Annotated in this window: 14 protein-coding genes; 4 read left to right on the top strand and 10 right to left on the bottom strand. The window is 54.7% G+C overall.

Annotated elements, in window-relative coordinates; genetic code table 11:
• Window positions 1-483 carry a glutathione peroxidase gene (locus WFK85_RS08230; protein WP_336707377.1) on the top strand — a complete coding sequence of 161 codons (483 nt, stop codon included), beginning with the start codon at window positions 1-3 and terminating at the stop codon, window positions 481-483.
• Between the two features lie 207 nt (window positions 484-690).
• Here WFK85_RS08230 and WFK85_RS08225 read toward each other — a convergent pair whose 3' ends face one another.
• The 10 genes from WFK85_RS08225 to WFK85_RS08180 all read right to left on the bottom strand — a co-directional run bounded on the left by WFK85_RS08225 (window position 691) and on the right by WFK85_RS08180 (window position 11,099).
• Window positions 691-1,086: an Imm63 family immunity protein gene (locus WFK85_RS08225; RefSeq protein WP_166865039.1), complete on the bottom strand. Its 396-nt coding sequence runs from the start codon at window positions 1,084-1,086 to the stop codon at window positions 691-693.
• 96 nt (window positions 1,087-1,182) lie between these two features.
• Window positions 1,183-1,704: a hypothetical protein gene (locus WFK85_RS08220; RefSeq protein WP_336707379.1), complete on the bottom strand. Its 522-nt coding sequence runs from the start codon at window positions 1,702-1,704 to the stop codon at window positions 1,183-1,185.
• A 35-nt stretch (window positions 1,705-1,739) separates the two neighbouring features.
• On the bottom strand, window positions 1,740-2,162 hold the full coding sequence (locus WFK85_RS08215) for a hypothetical protein (protein ID WP_166992827.1): 423 nt from the start codon (window positions 2,160-2,162) through the stop codon (window positions 1,740-1,742).
• A 354-nt stretch (window positions 2,163-2,516) separates the two neighbouring features.
• Window positions 2,517-2,810 (bottom strand): YciI family protein, encoded by a 294-nt coding sequence (locus WFK85_RS08210; protein ID WP_166865036.1) that lies wholly within the window; start codon window positions 2,808-2,810, stop codon window positions 2,517-2,519.
• A 173-nt stretch (window positions 2,811-2,983) separates the two neighbouring features.
• Entirely contained in the window at window positions 2,984-4,015 is a 1,032-nt protein-coding gene (locus WFK85_RS08205; protein WP_008459294.1) for a methionine synthase, read from the bottom strand.
• A 25-nt stretch (window positions 4,016-4,040) separates the two neighbouring features.
• On the bottom strand, window positions 4,041-5,018 hold the full coding sequence (locus tag WFK85_RS08200) for a DUF1852 domain-containing protein (protein WP_336707380.1): 978 nt from the start codon (window positions 5,016-5,018) through the stop codon (window positions 4,041-4,043).
• 243 nt (window positions 5,019-5,261) lie between these two features.
• Window positions 5,262-8,330 (bottom strand): efflux RND transporter permease subunit, encoded by a 3,069-nt coding sequence (locus WFK85_RS08195; RefSeq protein WP_336707381.1) that lies wholly within the window; start codon window positions 8,328-8,330, stop codon window positions 5,262-5,264.
• The gene (locus WFK85_RS08190; RefSeq protein WP_166992821.1) at window positions 8,330-9,442 is read right to left on the bottom strand and encodes an efflux RND transporter periplasmic adaptor subunit; all 1,113 of its coding nucleotides are present in this window, start codon (window positions 9,440-9,442) and stop codon (window positions 8,330-8,332) included. Before WFK85_RS08190 ends, WFK85_RS08195 begins: the two co-directional genes overlap by 1 nt.
• Window positions 9,443-9,520: 78 nt before the next feature.
• Window positions 9,521-10,138 (bottom strand): TetR/AcrR family transcriptional regulator, encoded by a 618-nt coding sequence (locus WFK85_RS08185; protein WP_008459285.1) that lies wholly within the window; start codon window positions 10,136-10,138, stop codon window positions 9,521-9,523.
• An 82-nt stretch (window positions 10,139-10,220) separates the two neighbouring features.
• Window positions 10,221-11,099 (bottom strand): LysR family transcriptional regulator, encoded by an 879-nt coding sequence (locus WFK85_RS08180; RefSeq protein ID WP_008459283.1) that lies wholly within the window; start codon window positions 11,097-11,099, stop codon window positions 10,221-10,223.
• Window positions 11,100-11,206: 107 nt separating this feature from the next.
• On the opposite strand from WFK85_RS08180, the gene budA reads away from it, so the two are divergent.
• Genes budA through WFK85_RS08165 form a run of 3 tightly spaced genes read left to right on the top strand, consistent with a single transcriptional unit; the run spans window position 11,207 to window position 14,479 of the window.
• A complete protein-coding gene (gene budA / locus WFK85_RS08175) occupies window positions 11,207-11,986 on the top strand; it encodes an acetolactate decarboxylase (protein WP_336707383.1) in 780 nt (259 codons plus the stop codon).
• Between the two features lie 23 nt (window positions 11,987-12,009).
• Window positions 12,010-13,689 (top strand): acetolactate synthase AlsS, encoded by a 1,680-nt coding sequence (gene alsS, locus WFK85_RS08170; RefSeq protein WP_166992815.1) that lies wholly within the window; start codon window positions 12,010-12,012, stop codon window positions 13,687-13,689.
• A 19-nt stretch (window positions 13,690-13,708) separates the two neighbouring features.
• Window positions 13,709-14,479 (top strand): (S)-acetoin forming diacetyl reductase, encoded by a 771-nt coding sequence (locus WFK85_RS08165; RefSeq protein ID WP_008459277.1) that lies wholly within the window; start codon window positions 13,709-13,711, stop codon window positions 14,477-14,479.
• Window positions 14,480-14,518: the final 39 nt, after the last annotated feature.

Below are 14,518 nucleotides of genomic sequence, written 5' to 3'. Positions count from 1 at the left end.
ATGCAGCCTTTTCATCAACTGACGGCCACGAGCCTGACTGGCCAGCAGATCGCTCTGTCCGATTACGCCGATAAGCTGGTGCTGGTGGTCAATACCGCCAGCCAGTGTGGCTTCACGCCGCAGTACGCAGGCCTCGAGGCGCTCTATAAGAAGTACGCCGCGCAGGGGTTGGTGGTGCTTGGTTTCCCCTGCAACCAGTTTGGTAAGCAGGAACCCGGTGACGCCGACGAAATTGCCCGGACGTGCCATATTAACTACGGTGTCAGCTTCCCGATGTTCGCAAAGGTCGAGGTCAACGGCACCGCAGCGCATCCCGTGTTTCGTTATCTGAAGAAAGAATTGCCTGGCGTGCTGGGCGGGCGGATCAAGTGGAACTTCACAAAGTTCCTGATTGGCCGGGACGGAAAACCGCTGAAGCGTTTTGCTCCGTTCACTACCCCGGAGAAAATGGAAGCTACAATCGTGGCGGCACTTAAAATCTGAGGTGCCCGTCATTGGAAAAGTAATGCTATCTGTGCGACGTGAAAGGGCTAAGTGAAGAACAGGGTGATGCAAAAAACTGGCGATCTCTCAATCAGGTGCTGCGGATATACGTTGCACAAGAGCTTGGCCTCGGAAGGCTTGTCGGCCCCTTGCCGGAAGCAGCCTATAGAGTAATACCATTAAGGTGAATAATGACTATTCCAGAGGTTATACGTGAAGATGAGATTTGATTTCATTTTTCTCTCTGGTTGCCCACGCTGTTTTTATTGAAAGCATCAAGTAAAACCGCTTTCTAAAATACGCCGTCCTGAACTCTTCATCAGGCGAGGCGTGTGTAGCAGCGTAACTTGAAGCTAACGCATTGACGCCGCAACTAGTAAACCAATAAAGAATTTCCTCATCACTTGGCGTTACCTTTCGTGTGATCTCCATACCTCGCTCGTTCACCACAAAATGATATTCCTGGTCATGAATCTCCAGGTAGGGTGTCGCGAAATAGTCAGGCTTATCAGGAATAATAAAGTAATGGTTTGGCCTGACGCCGCCCCCGAGTTGCTCGCCAATAGCCAGAAGCTCAGCTCTCAGCGTTTCGATAGTTTTCATTGTGCGATGTTCAACATGTCGGTTCTCCCTCACTCCAGGCTGGGTGTTTAAGTTTTTTATTAATACACCAGTGTTCAATGAAAGTTTGAAGTCTACTCATCCACCAGGAGGATCCCATTCTCCCCGAGCAGAAATGATATCGCCATCAATATCATCTATCACTACGCCATCAATAGCGCACATTTGGGACTGCCAGAGAATACCTTTAGTGAGGTTGAGCAAAAAAACGTAGCAGTAAGTTGCGACCAGGAAATTCTCGCTAAGCTCAGTGCTGGCAGGGTTATAGATTGAGTAAATATGCCCGACAGAGTCGCCAGGTCGTATGCTTTTGACCTGTTTTGAAGATATTTCAACGATATGTACGTGCTGGCCTGACAGGATAACCACGTATTCATTATTACTTAGCATTTCACAAAAACAGCTATCCGTAATATAGCCGTCATTATCCACCTCAACATAAACGTTGATCAATAAAACAGGGGCGCCATGCTCACAGACTAACACCTTCGTTCTTAAGTGATGGGATTGTGGATTTGGGTCCGCATCTATATTCGAAATGGAATGGTGAAGATAACCATCATCGTTAGATGTGTCTAAGAAATGAGCGCTGTATCGCACTGCAAAGGACTCCATCTGGAAGAGAAAAGTAATGCCTATGAAAATGTTACCTGCATTTCTGGTTGAGATTTAGCCCATTCGATAACCTCGTCTGAGGACACTGTTTTTCCAGAACAGAAATCGACGAGATAACCCTCGGATAATTTTGTCAGGCAGCTTGCAGCTGCGAGTGCAGCAATGGCTTCAGCAGCAGGCGCCCCGGCGCAAAATGAGATATCGAAGTTCAGGGATCTGGATAAGTTAAGTTCATTGAGCACCTCGTTATCCAGGTCGCTGGCGTAATATTCGAAGCCAGAAATTACGCCGTTAACTGAACAGGGCAGGAATCCACTGAACGTTAGTAAGGCGATATCGCTGTCAAGCTCACAGGGAAACCCTTGCTGTAATATCTCTTCTTTCCACTCTTCTGGCGTCGGTAGGTTGTGCGTGTGTAAATAAACACCGAAATCACGAGACATATTTAACTTGCCCTGATTTGAACTTAGTTTTTCGACGAAAAATAGGAGCGTGCCGAACCGCAGATAACGAAAGCGATAATGATGCTGATCAACCAGGGAATCTTCGAACCATAAAAGAAACGATTGCCAATCTCGTTTCCCAGAGTAAAACACGTAAATATCGTAGCACCTGAGTACCAGGCTCGGATAAAGTCTCTTTTCTTGAGCATCTTATAACTTCTCGAATGTCGAATACCAGGATGCTACTGCTGACGCGGGTAAAAAATCAATGACCACAACCTGACAATATTGGTAGTTATCAAACGTTATGCGCAATTATGTTTGGCATCGCTGGAATGCTGATTCGGACTTAAGTTAAAAAACAACGTCCAGTAACTGCGTTTTCATTGTGGCTTCAAAGGGCAGAATTTCAGCTGTAGCAATGTTGAGTTTCTGGAATGGATCCTGGCTAAGGCGGGCTTCCAGAGACTCAATGCTGTCACATTTTGCAAGAATAACGCCGCCATTACGGGGAATTCGTCTTCCTGACGCAAGAAATACTCCCTCTGCGTAACCTTTCTTCAGCCACTCAACATGAGCAGGAATTTGAGCGTCAACTTCTTCTAACGGTTTTATATAAGTGAGAACAACAACGTAAATGATGCTCATCATAAGATCCTGATGTAAGAAACCGCGGGTTTGTGAGTCATTTATAAATGGACAGACGTACGAATGCAAAGCCCGGCAGGTTGCTCGTTTTAAGCTATGAGAGTAGACGCTATCGTACGGAATAAAAAACCTGGCGATCTCTCAATCGCCAGGCGGGTTGCAAAGACTTTAGGTTATTTACCCAGAATCTCTCTGCGGACGATCTCTGCCCCAGCGCTCAACGCGTGCAGTTTGCCTCTGGCCACATGGCGCGGCAGCGGAGCCATACCGCAGTTGGTGGATGGGTAGAGATTCTCGGCATCAACGAACTGCAGCGCTTTGCGCAGCGTGTTAGCAACTTCTTCCGGGGTTTCAATGGCGTGGTTGGCCACGTCGATGGCGCCCACCATCACTTTCTTGCCACGAATCAGCTCGAGCAAGTCCATCGGCACGTGGGAGTTGTGGCACTCCAGCGAGATGATGTCGATGTTTGAGGTCTGCAGCTTTGGAAACGCCTCTTCGTACTGGCGCCACTCCGAGCCCAGCGTTTTCTTCCAGTCGGTGTTGGCTTTGATGCCGTAGCCGTAGCAAATATGCACGGCGGTTTCGCACTTCAGGCCTTCGATGGCGCGTTCCAGCGTGGCGATGCCCCATTCGTTAACTTCGTCGAAGAACACGTTGAAGGCTGGCTCATCGAACTGAATGATGTCCACGCCGGCGGCTTCCAGCTCTTTCGCTTCCTGGTTCAGGATTTTGGCGAATTCCCAGGCCAGTTTTTCACGGCTTTTGTAGTGGTTGTCATACAGCGTGTCGATCATGGTCATCGGGCCAGGCAGCGCCCATTTGATTGGCCGATCGGTCTGTTTGCGAAGGAACTTCGCATCTTCCACAAACACCGGTTTTTGACGAGCCACGGCACCGACCACGGTCGGGACGCTGGCATCGTAGCGGTTACGAATGCGCACGGTTTCGCGTTTCTCGAAATCCACGCCGTCCAGGTGTTCGATAAAGGTGGTCACGAAGTGTTGGCGAGTCTGCTCGCCGTCGCTGACGATGTCGATATCCGCCAGCTGTTGTTCGTGCAGCGCCAGGCGCAGGGCGTCCTGTTTACCCTCAATAAGTTCCTGATCCTGCAGCTTCCACGGCGACCACAGCGTTTCAGGCTGGGCCAGCCAGGACGGTTTTGGCAGGCTGCCGGCAGTGGACGTAGGCAATAATCTTTTCATGTCGAATAACCTTGTGTTTGGTGTCTCAAAGAGGGTAGTTAGCAGACCACTGCTCTAAAATTGTTTGGTACGGTTTGATGAAGTGCTCTTCAGTAAACTTCCCTTGTTCGATGGCCAAACGGCTGCGTTCTTCACGATCGTAAACAATTTGAGTAAATGAATGATCCTGGTGGTTCAGGCTTGGCTGGAAGCACAGCCCGGCCGGAGAATTCGCGTTGTAAATCTCAGGGCGGTAGATCTTCTGGAACGTCTCCATGGTGCTGATGGTGCTGATAAGCTCGAGATTCGAGTAGTCATTCACCAGGTCGCCCGTGTGGTAGAAGGCAAACGGCGCCACGCTGTTGGGCGGCATGAAATAGCGAGCCTTCAGCCCCATTTTGTTGAAGTAGAGATCGGTCAGGGAAGATGAATCTTGTTCATATTCAATGCCGAGCACCGGGTGGCGGTTTCCGGTCTGGCGGTAAACGTTTTTGCTGGAAACGCTCAGGCAAATCACCGGCGCTTTATTGAAATTTTCTTTGTAGGTGTCTGACCCAACGAAGTGTCTGAACAAGTTCCCGTGCAGCACGCCGTAATCTTCCGGGATGGTGAAGTCTGCGCGATCCTGGTTGTACGCTGGCAGCAGAACGCTGAAATCATAGTCGCGAACGTAGGAAGAGAAATTGTTCCCGACAATGCCTTCGATGCGCTGGCCTGTTTTCTTATCCAGCACGTGAGTTTTTAAAATCTCAATCGCCGGGAAGGTCTTGCCGTTGCCTTCGACATCCAGCTCAACGGAAATAATTTCAAGTTCAACGCCGTAGCGGTCGGAGGTGGGGTTGTCCCAGTTCGCCAGGGAGTTGAAGCGGTTATCAATCATGATCAACGCGTTACGCAGGTTCTCCTGACGCTTCTCGCCGCGGGCCAGGTTAGCAAAATTGGTTGTGATGCGCGTATTCCCTGACGGGTTGTAATTCTCATCAAAAACAATGCTCTTAAGAGTAAAAGTAAACGCTTTAGTCATGGTAATCCGGCACCTTAGTTCTGTTTTTTGCCTGTATCTACTGCTTGATTTCTCACATATAACCTTTGGTTAGCTGTGGTTTTACCTGTCAGTAATCTTCACATTGCATGTCGTTAACAATATTGCATCTTTTATGCCTGAGTCACAGTTTTAGTAAAAGTGATTTAATTTCATTAGAACATGAGCGGTGTTCATGATTTGGAATATGGCCCGGAGAGGAGTCCTCCGGGCCTGATGAATCGGTCAGTTATCAACCTTTGGCGGGCGAATTTTGAACCAGATCGCATACATGGCGGGCAGGAACAGCAGCGTCATAAAGGTGCCGCCAAACGTCCCGCCGATAAGCGTGTAGGCCAGCGCTCCCCAGAACACGGAATGGGTCAGAGGAATAAACGCCAGAATCGCCGCCAGGGCGGTCAACAGCACCGGGCGCGAACGTTGGATCGTCGCTTCAACCACGGCATCAAAAGGCGTCAGCCCGGCCTGCTCGTTATGCTTAATCTGGCCGATGAGGATCAGCGTGTTGCGCATCAAAATCCCTGAAAGCGCAATCAGCCCCACCAGGGCGTTGATGCCGAACGGCTGGTTGAAAATCAGCAGCGTCGGTACCACGCCGATAAGCCCCAGCGGGCTGGTGGCGAACACCATCAGCATGGCTGAGATCGACCTAACCTGAAGAATAATCACCAGCAGCGTTAGCGCGATCATGATCGGGAACAGCGGAGCCATTGCCGCCGTGGCCTTGCCGGATTCTTCAATGGCGCCCGCTTCTTCGATGCGGTACCCCGCCGGAAGCTCTGCCACAATAGGTTGAATTTGTTTCACGATCGCCGTCGACACATCCGGCGGCTGAAGGCCATCGGCGACATCGCCCCGCACGGTTATGGTTGGCGTCCTGTCGCGACGTCGGAGCACCGGATCTTCCATCACAACTTCAACCTTACCGATTTGCGAGAGCGGCACTTTTTGCCCGTTCGCGCCAATGAGCGTTAGCGCGGCGAGCTGTGCCGGGTCGTCACGCACGCTGCCGCGCGCCCGGCCCGTGACCTGCACGGAGCGAATATCTTCCCGCACTTCGGTCAACGGCGCGCCGGATAGCAGAAACTGTAATTGCTGCGAGACGGAAGCGGTGGTTAAGCCCACGGCGTAAAGCCGGTCCTGGTTCAGGGTGAAATGCAGGGTAGGAACCCGGGAGCCCCAGTCGATATTCACGGTGCGCATCAGCCCGCTTTGATTCATCACTTTTTCAACCCGTAAAGAAATCGTTCTGAGCACGTCCGGGTCTGGCCCCATCACGCGAAACGCTACCGGGTAGGGCGTATAAGGCCCGAAGACAAGTTGGGTGACGCGCACCTGAGCCTCCGGTGCCAGGCCGTTGCTGATGGCCTGCCGCAGCCGCATTTTCAACGCTTCTCGCGCATCAGGATCGGGCGTGAGAATCACGATTTTTGCGAACGAAGGGTCGGGCAGCTCCGGGGCCATGGCCAGGTAGAAACGCGGCGCGCCCTGGCCAATGTAGGAGGTGACGATTTTTGACTCTTTCTGCGCGCTGAGCCATTGCTCAATGCGCTCGGTAGTCTTCGTCGTTTGCTCGATAGACGTCCCGTAAGGCAGCTGAACTTCTACCAGCACTTCCGGGCGGTCTGAGATGGGGAAGAACTGCTTTTTCACCACGGCCATTCCGGCTATCGCCAGCACAAACAGGCCGACGACTGAACCGGCGGTCAGCCACTTGCGGGCGATGACTTTTTTCAGCAATGCCCGGAAGCGATTGTAATTCTTGCTGGTGTACAGCGCGTGTTCCGCCAGCGCGGCTTTGTGCATATCGGGTAGCAATTTCACGCCGAGATAGGGCGTGAATACCACGGCCACCAGCCAGGAGGCGATGAGCGCGATACCCACGATCCAGAACATGTTGCTGGTGTACTCCCCGGCGGTGGAGTGGGCAAAGCCGTTCGGCATAAAGCCGATGGCGGTTACCAGCGTGCCCGCCAGCATGGGCGCGGCGGTGTGGCTCCAGGCGTAGGCGGAGGCCTTAACACGGCTGTAGCCTTCCTCCATTTTCACCACCATCATTTCAATGGCGATGATAGCGTCGTCCACCAGCAGGCCCAGCGCCAGAATGAGTGAGCCTAAGGTTATCCTGTCGAAGTTTTTATCAGTGGCGGCCATGACGATAAACACCACTGCCAGCGTCAGCGGCACGGCGGCGGCAACCACGATGCCCACTCGCCAGCCCATGCTGACAAAGCAGACCACCATTACCACCAGCAGAGCGACAAAAAACTTCACCATAAACTCATCCACGGCGGAGCTGATGTTCACTGACTGATCGCTGACTTTACTGAAGCTCATGCCGAGCGGCATCGTGTCGTTGATTTTACGGGTTTCCTGATCGAGGGCTTTGCCCAAATCAAGCCCGTTCCAGCCGTCGCGCATGACCACGCCGAGCAGCAGGGCTGGCTCGCCGTTGTTTCTGACGAGGAACGTGGCCGGGTCTTCATACCCGCGCTCGACGTCAGCGACGTCGGACAGTTTCAGCGTTTTCCCCTGGGCCACAATGGGGGTATCGCGGATTTTTGAGAGCTGATCCAGCGCGCCATCCACGCGGATAAACACCTGCGGGCCGGCAGTTTCTATTGAGCCTGCGGGGGTGAGCAGGTTCTGGTTACTCAGCGCCTGAAAGATGTCCAGCGGCGAAACACCAAGCGTGGCAAGCCTGTCATGAGAGAACGAAACAAAAATGCGTTCCGCCTGTTCACCGATAATATTCACCTTTTTCACGCCGGGGACGTGCAGCAATTGCTGGCGCAGGTTCTCGGCATCGCGCACCAGCAGGCGCTGCGGCTCGCCTTTTGCTTTCAGGGCAAACAGCGCGAATGTCACATCTGAAAATTCGTCATTCACCAGCGGGCCGATAACGCCATCCGGCAGATTTTTGGCTTCATCGCTGATTTTTTTCCGCGCCTGGTAAAACGCCTCCGGCACGTTGGCGGGCAGCGTGCTGTCTTTTAGGGAGACAACGCTGTAGGCAAGACCCGGACGGGTATAGGTTTCGGTGCGGTCATAATCGTCCAGCTCCTGCATTCTCTTTTCCAGCGGCTCGGCCACCAGATCCTGCATTTGCTGCGCGGTGGCCCCCGGCCAGGCGGTGATCACGGTCAGCTGTTTCACCGTAAAAGGCGGATCCTCGGCTCGGCCCAGTTTAAAGAACGCGATGATCCCGGCCAGCGTAATGAGCAGGATCAGGAACAGAGTGACTGATTTTTCACGTACCGCGAGGGCGGAAAGGTTAAAGCGAGAGTCGCTCATTACGGTGCTCCCGCCAGATCGGTGGCACCCTGTGCAAGCAGTCTGACTTCTTCGCCGTCATGCAGCAGATGTGCGCCGAGGGCAACGATGCTGGCGTGGCTGTCGATTTGGGTGGCAACAATGGCGGATTCATCGGTGATGCGGCGGATGCTCACCGGGTGCCAGCTAACTTTGGCCGGTTTACCGCTTACCACCCAAATGCCGGTGCCTTTCTCTTTCCCGGCGTCATAGAGCGAGGCCAAGGGCACAATCACGTTTTGTGAGGGAGTGCCTGCGTCAGGAATGGTGACGGTCACCGTGCTGCCGAGCGGCGCTTGGGCAAGTGCGCCAGCGAGCACGAACTTCGCTTCAAATGTGCGGGTTTGTGGGTCGGCGGCGTCGGAAAGCTGACGTAAGGTAGCGGCCACGGGAGCGCTATCTGAACCGTAAAGATGAGCCTGAGCTACGGTGCCCAGCGCCGGGCGCAGCGTTTCCGGCAAATCGACGACCGCTTCACGCTGGCCCGCCCGGGCGAGACGAATCACCCCTTGCCCGGCGGCGACAACCTGGCCTGGCTCGGCCAGCGTATCCACGATCACGCCGTCAGAATCAGCCGTCAGCACCGCATAATTCATGGCGTTTTTAGCCACATTGGCCTGGGCAATGGCCGCCTGCAGATCCGCTCTGGCGCTGTCGGCCTGGGCTTTGATTTGATCGTACTGCGAGGCTGAAATCGCGCCGCTGCCGACAATGCTTCTGTAGCGGGCCTCATCGGCGGCGGCCTGTTTAGCGCGGGCTTTGGCAGCGGCGACGGCCTGATCCTGCGCTTTAGCCTGCAGGCTTAAATCCTGAGGATCGAGTCGGAGCAGGGGCTGGCCGTTTTTTACCGTCTGGCCTTTGTCCACCAGGCGCTCAAGAATTTTTCCCGGAACGCGAAAACCGAGGTCGCTTTGGATTCGCGAGGCGACAATGCCGGTAAAAGCCCGGGCGTCATCATTGGCGGACTGAACCGCGACAACGCGAACCAGCGGAGGCTCGGTACGCGGATCCTCTGGCTGAGATGAGTCACCGCAGGCGGTGAGCGCCGAGCACAGCAGCGCCACGGCGGCTGGAAAAGGCTGAAGACGAAACATACGTTCCCTTATAAACGCGGAGCAGGAACGCAGATAATTATTTAAGTGACCAATTTAGTCAATGGTCACAAGATGCGATCAGGGCATTAAACTTTTCAGGATCAGCGCGGGCAAAAGCTGTTCGGCTTGCTTAGCCAGTTCGAGGTTGTATTGCAGCTGTATCGGGCTGATATACGGCAGCATGACGAGAAAAACGGCGTTAACGGTTTCATCCATCGGGCTGCGGCGCTCAAATTCACCGGACTGGCGGCCGGCATGAATAATGGCGGTAAGCACTTCCCGCAGCTGCAGCTTGTAGCGTTCGGCCGAGGGCCAGTTTTCCAGGCAGGAAACAATGGCGATGTCGTGGAGCTTACGGTCGTAGAAAAACAGATCGCTGCCTGCGGCAATGAGCGCGCTGAACATCGCCCGCAGCTTAGCCGACGCACCGGGGGCGTCATCCACCGACTGACTGACGATTGCCATCATCTTTGTCAGGCGGTTGTCGCAGATAACTTCGCCGATTTCCTGCTTGGATTTGAAGAACTTGTAGATATAAGCCTTGGAATAGCCGATGGCTTTGGCGAGATCGGATACCGTCGTTTTTTCAAACCCGTAGTGGCCAAAGAATTCGGTCGCTGCCTCGATGATCTGTTCCCTGACGCTGTGTTCCGCAGGCCCTCTGGTTTCCCCGCCCTGAACGTGAGTTTCAGACATATTTTCTCCCTGTGTTCGGATTTGTGAATGGTGACTATTGTAGCATTGGGTCACTCAGGGAGCGATGTCGTTGCGGCCAGGCTCAGTGGGCGAACAGCTGGATAAAGCGTTTCACCGTCGGAGAGCGTTCAAACTGCCGCCAGGCCAGCGCAATGTCCGTTTTCACCTGGTCACCGCGAATCGCGTGGAAGGTGACGTTCGGGCAGGCGATGCAGGTCATCGATTGGGGAACTAAGGCGAACCCGAAGCCTGCCGAGACCATGCTTAACGAGGAAGAAATTTGCGAAGCCTGGCAGGCACTTTTCAGATCGATGCCCGCCCGCAGGCAAGCGTTATACATCAGTTCATATAATCCGGGGGCCACTTCTTCCGGGAACAGCACTGGCGGAACATCGGCCAGCGCCTGCAGGGCCAGTTCTTTCTCGCCGGAAAGAGGATGGTCCTTGTGCAGGGCAATCATCATCGGCTCTTCGTCAATTAGCTTGAGCGTAAACCGCTTACTGCTTTCACAGGGCAGGCGCACAAACGCCACGTCCAGCAAGCCATCATCCAGCTCCTGCATCAGGCCCGCCATATTGGTTTCTCGCTGGCGCAGTTCGATGGCCGGATAGTGCGCCTGAAACTGGCGCAGCAGGGAAAAAATCTTTGGATTGAACGCGTTTGAACTGGTTATCCCGAGCGACAGCTTGCCGTTAATACCGCGGGCAATGCCGCGGGCTTTCTCCAGCGCGGCATCGCTGTGGGCCAGAATCTGGCAGGCATCCTGATAAAACGCTTCTCCCGCATCCGTCAGCTCTACACCTCTGGTCAAGCGGTGCAGCAGGGGCGTGCCCACTTCACGCTCCAGGCGCTGAATCTGCTGGCTAAGAGGAGGCTGCGAAATACCCAACAGCTCGGCTGCCCGGGTGAAATTATGCGTCTGGGCAACGGCGACAAAATAGCGGAGATAGCGAAGTTCCATATCGAAAACGTCTCAAACCAGAAGGGCTTTTATATTGGAACTGTGAGCTGGATCACGTCAACATTTAATTAATGTTTCTTAACCTTCAGCCCGAGGTGACAGACGCCATGAGCGATCTAACTCTATGTTCCTGCGAAGAAAGTCTTTTAGAGATGGTCGAGACCTTCGCCGCATCCAATAAAGAAAACATGATATATCAGACTTCATTGATGAGCGCATTATTGAGCGGCGTCTATGAAGGGGAAACCACCATGGCCGACCTGCTTAAGCACGGTGACTTTGGCCTGGGGACCTTTAACGAGCTGGACGGCGAGATGATTGCCTTCAACAGCAACGTGTATCAATTACGGTCAGACGGCAGCGCCAGGGCGGCCAGCCCGCAGCAGAAAACCCCGTTTGCGGTGATGACCTGGTTTAAACCTCAGTACCGCTTGCGCATCAATAGCCTGACCAGCCGTCAGAAACTGCACGAGATTATCGACGCAAAAATTCCCTCCGATAACCTGTTTTGTGCGCTGCGCATCGACGGTCATTTCCACCACGCACATACCCGCACGGTACCGCGCCAGAAGCCGCCATATCGCGCGATGACAGACGTGCTGGACGACCAGCCGGTGTTCCGCTTTAACGGCCGTAAAGGCGTGCTGGTGGGGTTCCGCACCCCACAGCATATGCAGGGCATCAACGTGGCGGGCTATCACGAACACTTTATTACCGATGACCGCCAGGGCGGCGGGCATCTGCTCGATTATCAGCTGGAGCAAGGCGAGCTGACCTTCGGTGAGATCCACAAGCTGATGATCGATCTTCCGGCAGACAGTGCATTTCTTAACGCCAACCTGCACCCCGAAAATCTCGACGCGGCTATCCGCGCGGTTGAAAACTAGCGTTCCCTGAGGAGATGTGAGCCATGAATAATAAAAAACCTTTGCGCCAGTGGGCGCACGGCGCTGACATGGTGGTCAGCCAGCTTGAAGCTCAGGGCGTGAAGCACGTCTTTGGGATCCCCGGGGCGAAGATCGATAAGGTCTTTGATTCGCTGAACGACTCGCCGATTGAACTGATTCCGGTCCGCCACGAAGCCAATGCAGCCTTTATGGCGGCGGCGGTGGGGCGCATCACCGGGAAAGCGGGCGTGGCACTGGTGACCTCCGGCCCAGGTTGCTCAAACCTGATCACCGGCATGGCAACAGCCAACAGCGAAGGTGACCCGGTTGTGGCGCTGGGTGGCGCGGTAAAACGTTCAGATAAAGCCAAACTGGTACATCAAAGCATGGACACCGTGGCGATGTTCAGCCCGGTGACGAAATACTCGGTGGAAGTCCCTTCTTCGGACGCCATTGCTGAGGTGGTTTCAAACGCCTTCCGCGCCGCCGAGCATGGTCGCCCCGGTAGTGCCTTTGTCAGCCTGCCGCAGGACATCAGCGACGGCCCGGCAACCGGGAATATTTTGCCAGCCAACGGGGCGGTGAAAGCCGGTGCAGCGCCTGACGCCGCTATTAACGATGTGGCGAAACTTATCTCGCAGGCTAAAAATCCTGTATTCCTGCTTGGGCTGATGGCAAGCCAGCAGGAAAACAGCGCGGCGCTGTTCCATCTGCTGGAAAAAAGCCATATCCCGGTCACCAGCACCTATCAGGCCGCAGGCGCGGTGAATCAGCAGCACTTTGCTCGTTTTGCCGGGCGCGTGGGGCTTTTTAATAACCAGGCCGGTGACCGCCTGTTACAGCTTGCGGACCTGGTGGTTTGTATCGGCTACAGCCCGGTGGAGTATGAGCCGGCGATGTGGAATACCGGTGATGCCACGCTGGTGCATATCGACGTTCTGCCCGCCTATGAAGAACGTAACTACGTGCCGGACGTCGAGCTGGTGGGCGATATCGCCAGCACGCTGGACAAGCTCACCGCCCGTATAGAAAAACCGCTGGTCCTTAGCCCACGTGCGTCAGAAATCCTTGTTGACAGGCAGCATCAGCGTGAACTGCTGAGCCGCAGGGGCGCACAGCTGAATCAGTTTGCACTCCACCCGTTGCGCATCGTCCGGGCGATGCAGGACATCGTGAACGACGACGTGACCCTGACCGTCGATATGGGCAGTTTCCACATCTGGATCGCCCGCTATCTTTATAGCTTCCGCGCCCGTCAGCTGATGATCTCCAACGGCCAGCAAACCATGGGCGTAGCGCTGCCGTGGGCCATTGGCGCGTGGCTGGTGAATCCGGGCCGCAAGGTGGTTTCGGTGTCCGGCGACGGCGGGTTCCTGCAGTCCAGCATGGAGCTGGAAACGGCGGTACGTCTGGGCGCTAACGTGCTGCACATCATTTGGGTGGATAACGCCTACAACATGGTGGCGATTCAGGAAGAGAAAAAATACCAGCGTCTGTCCGGCGTGAACTTCGGGCCGGTGGACTTCAAAGCTTACGCGGATGCCTTCGGTGCACGGGGCTTCGCGGTGGAAAGCGCGGAGGCGCTGGAGCCGACTTTACGCGCCGCCATGGATGTGAAGGGTCCGGCGGTGGTCGCCATTCCGGTTGATTACAGCGACAACCATTTGCTGATGAGTCAGCTGCACCTCAGCCAAATTCTTTAAACTACAGAAGGATATTGTGATGAAAAAAGTAGCATTGGTTACCGGGGCCGGTCAGGGGATCGGGAAAGCTATCGCGCTGCGTCTGGCTAAAGATGGCTTTGCCGTCGCCGTGGCGGACTACAACGCCAAAACCGCAAAAGAAGTGGCGGACGAAATTAACCGCAACGGCGGCCGCGCGCTGGAAGTGACTGCGGACGTGTCCGACCGCGATCAGGTCTTCGCCGCCGTTGAGGCTGCCCGCAAAGGACTGGGAGGGTTTGATGTCATCGTCAACAACGCTGGCGTAGCCCCTTCCACGCCTATCGAGGACATCACCCCGGAAATCGTCGATAAGGTCTATAACATCAACGTGAAGGGCGTGATTTGGGGTATTCAGGCCGCGGTTAAAGCCTTTAAAGCCGAAGGGCACGGCGGGAAAATCATTAACGCCTGTTCCCAGGCTGGGCACGTGGGTAACCCCGAGCTGGCGGTTTACAGCTCCAGCAAATTTGCCGTGCGCGGCCTGACCCAGACCGCGGCGCGCGACCTGGCCCCGCTGGGCATCACAGTGAATGGTTACTGCCCAGGGATCGTCAAAACCCCAATGTGGGCCGAAATCGACCGTCAGGTGTCTGAAGCAGCGGGTAAACCGCTGGGTTATGGCACCGCAGAATTCGCCAAACGCATCACTCTGGGACGTTTGTCCGAGCCGGAAGATGTGGCTGCCTGTGTGTCTTACCTGGCCAGCGCGGACTCTGACTATATGACCGGGCAGTCGCTGCTCATCGACGGCGGGATGGTCTTTAATTAAAAAAAGGTTTTAATGTGGAGTACCTTTTGGCCTGGCGGG

Source organism: Cedecea sp. VD22 (genome assembly GCF_037150195.1).
Taxonomy (GTDB): Bacteria; Pseudomonadota; Gammaproteobacteria; order Enterobacterales; family Enterobacteriaceae; genus Cedecea.
This window is presented reverse-complemented; position numbering and strand designations above follow the sequence as displayed.

Bases quoted from the DNA above. Each gene is read 5' to 3' on its own strand.
- WFK85_RS08230 (WP_336707377.1), top strand. From the start codon at position 1: ATGCAGCCTTTTCATCAACTGACGGCCACGAGCCTGACTGGCCAGCAG.
- WFK85_RS08200 (WP_336707380.1), bottom strand. From the start codon at position 5,018: ATGACTAAAGCGTTTACTTTTACTCTTAAGAGCATTGTTTTTGATGAG.
- WFK85_RS08165 (WP_008459277.1), top strand. From the start codon at position 13,709: ATGAAAAAAGTAGCATTGGTTACCGGGGCCGGTCAGGGGATCGGGAAA.
- budA (WP_336707383.1), top strand. From the start codon at position 11,207: ATGAGCGATCTAACTCTATGTTCCTGCGAAGAAAGTCTTTTAGAGATG.
- WFK85_RS08205 (WP_008459294.1), bottom strand. From the start codon at position 4,015: ATGAAAAGATTATTGCCTACGTCCACTGCCGGCAGCCTGCCAAAACCG.
- WFK85_RS08190 (WP_166992821.1), bottom strand. From the start codon at position 9,442: ATGTTTCGTCTTCAGCCTTTTCCAGCCGCCGTGGCGCTGCTGTGCTCG.
- WFK85_RS08215 (WP_166992827.1), bottom strand. From the start codon at position 2,162: ATGTCTCGTGATTTCGGTGTTTATTTACACACGCACAACCTACCGACG.
- WFK85_RS08195 (WP_336707381.1), bottom strand. From the start codon at position 8,330: ATGAGCGACTCTCGCTTTAACCTTTCCGCCCTCGCGGTACGTGAAAAA.
- alsS (WP_166992815.1), top strand. From the start codon at position 12,010: ATGAATAATAAAAAACCTTTGCGCCAGTGGGCGCACGGCGCTGACATG.
- WFK85_RS08210 (WP_166865036.1), bottom strand. From the start codon at position 2,810: ATGAGCATCATTTACGTTGTTGTTCTCACTTATATAAAACCGTTAGAA.
- WFK85_RS08185 (WP_008459285.1), bottom strand. From the start codon at position 10,138: ATGTCTGAAACTCACGTTCAGGGCGGGGAAACCAGAGGGCCTGCGGAA.
- WFK85_RS08180 (WP_008459283.1), bottom strand. From the start codon at position 11,099: ATGGAACTTCGCTATCTCCGCTATTTTGTCGCCGTTGCCCAGACGCAT.
- WFK85_RS08225 (WP_166865039.1), bottom strand. From the start codon at position 1,086: ATGAAAACTATCGAAACGCTGAGAGCTGAGCTTCTGGCTATTGGCGAG.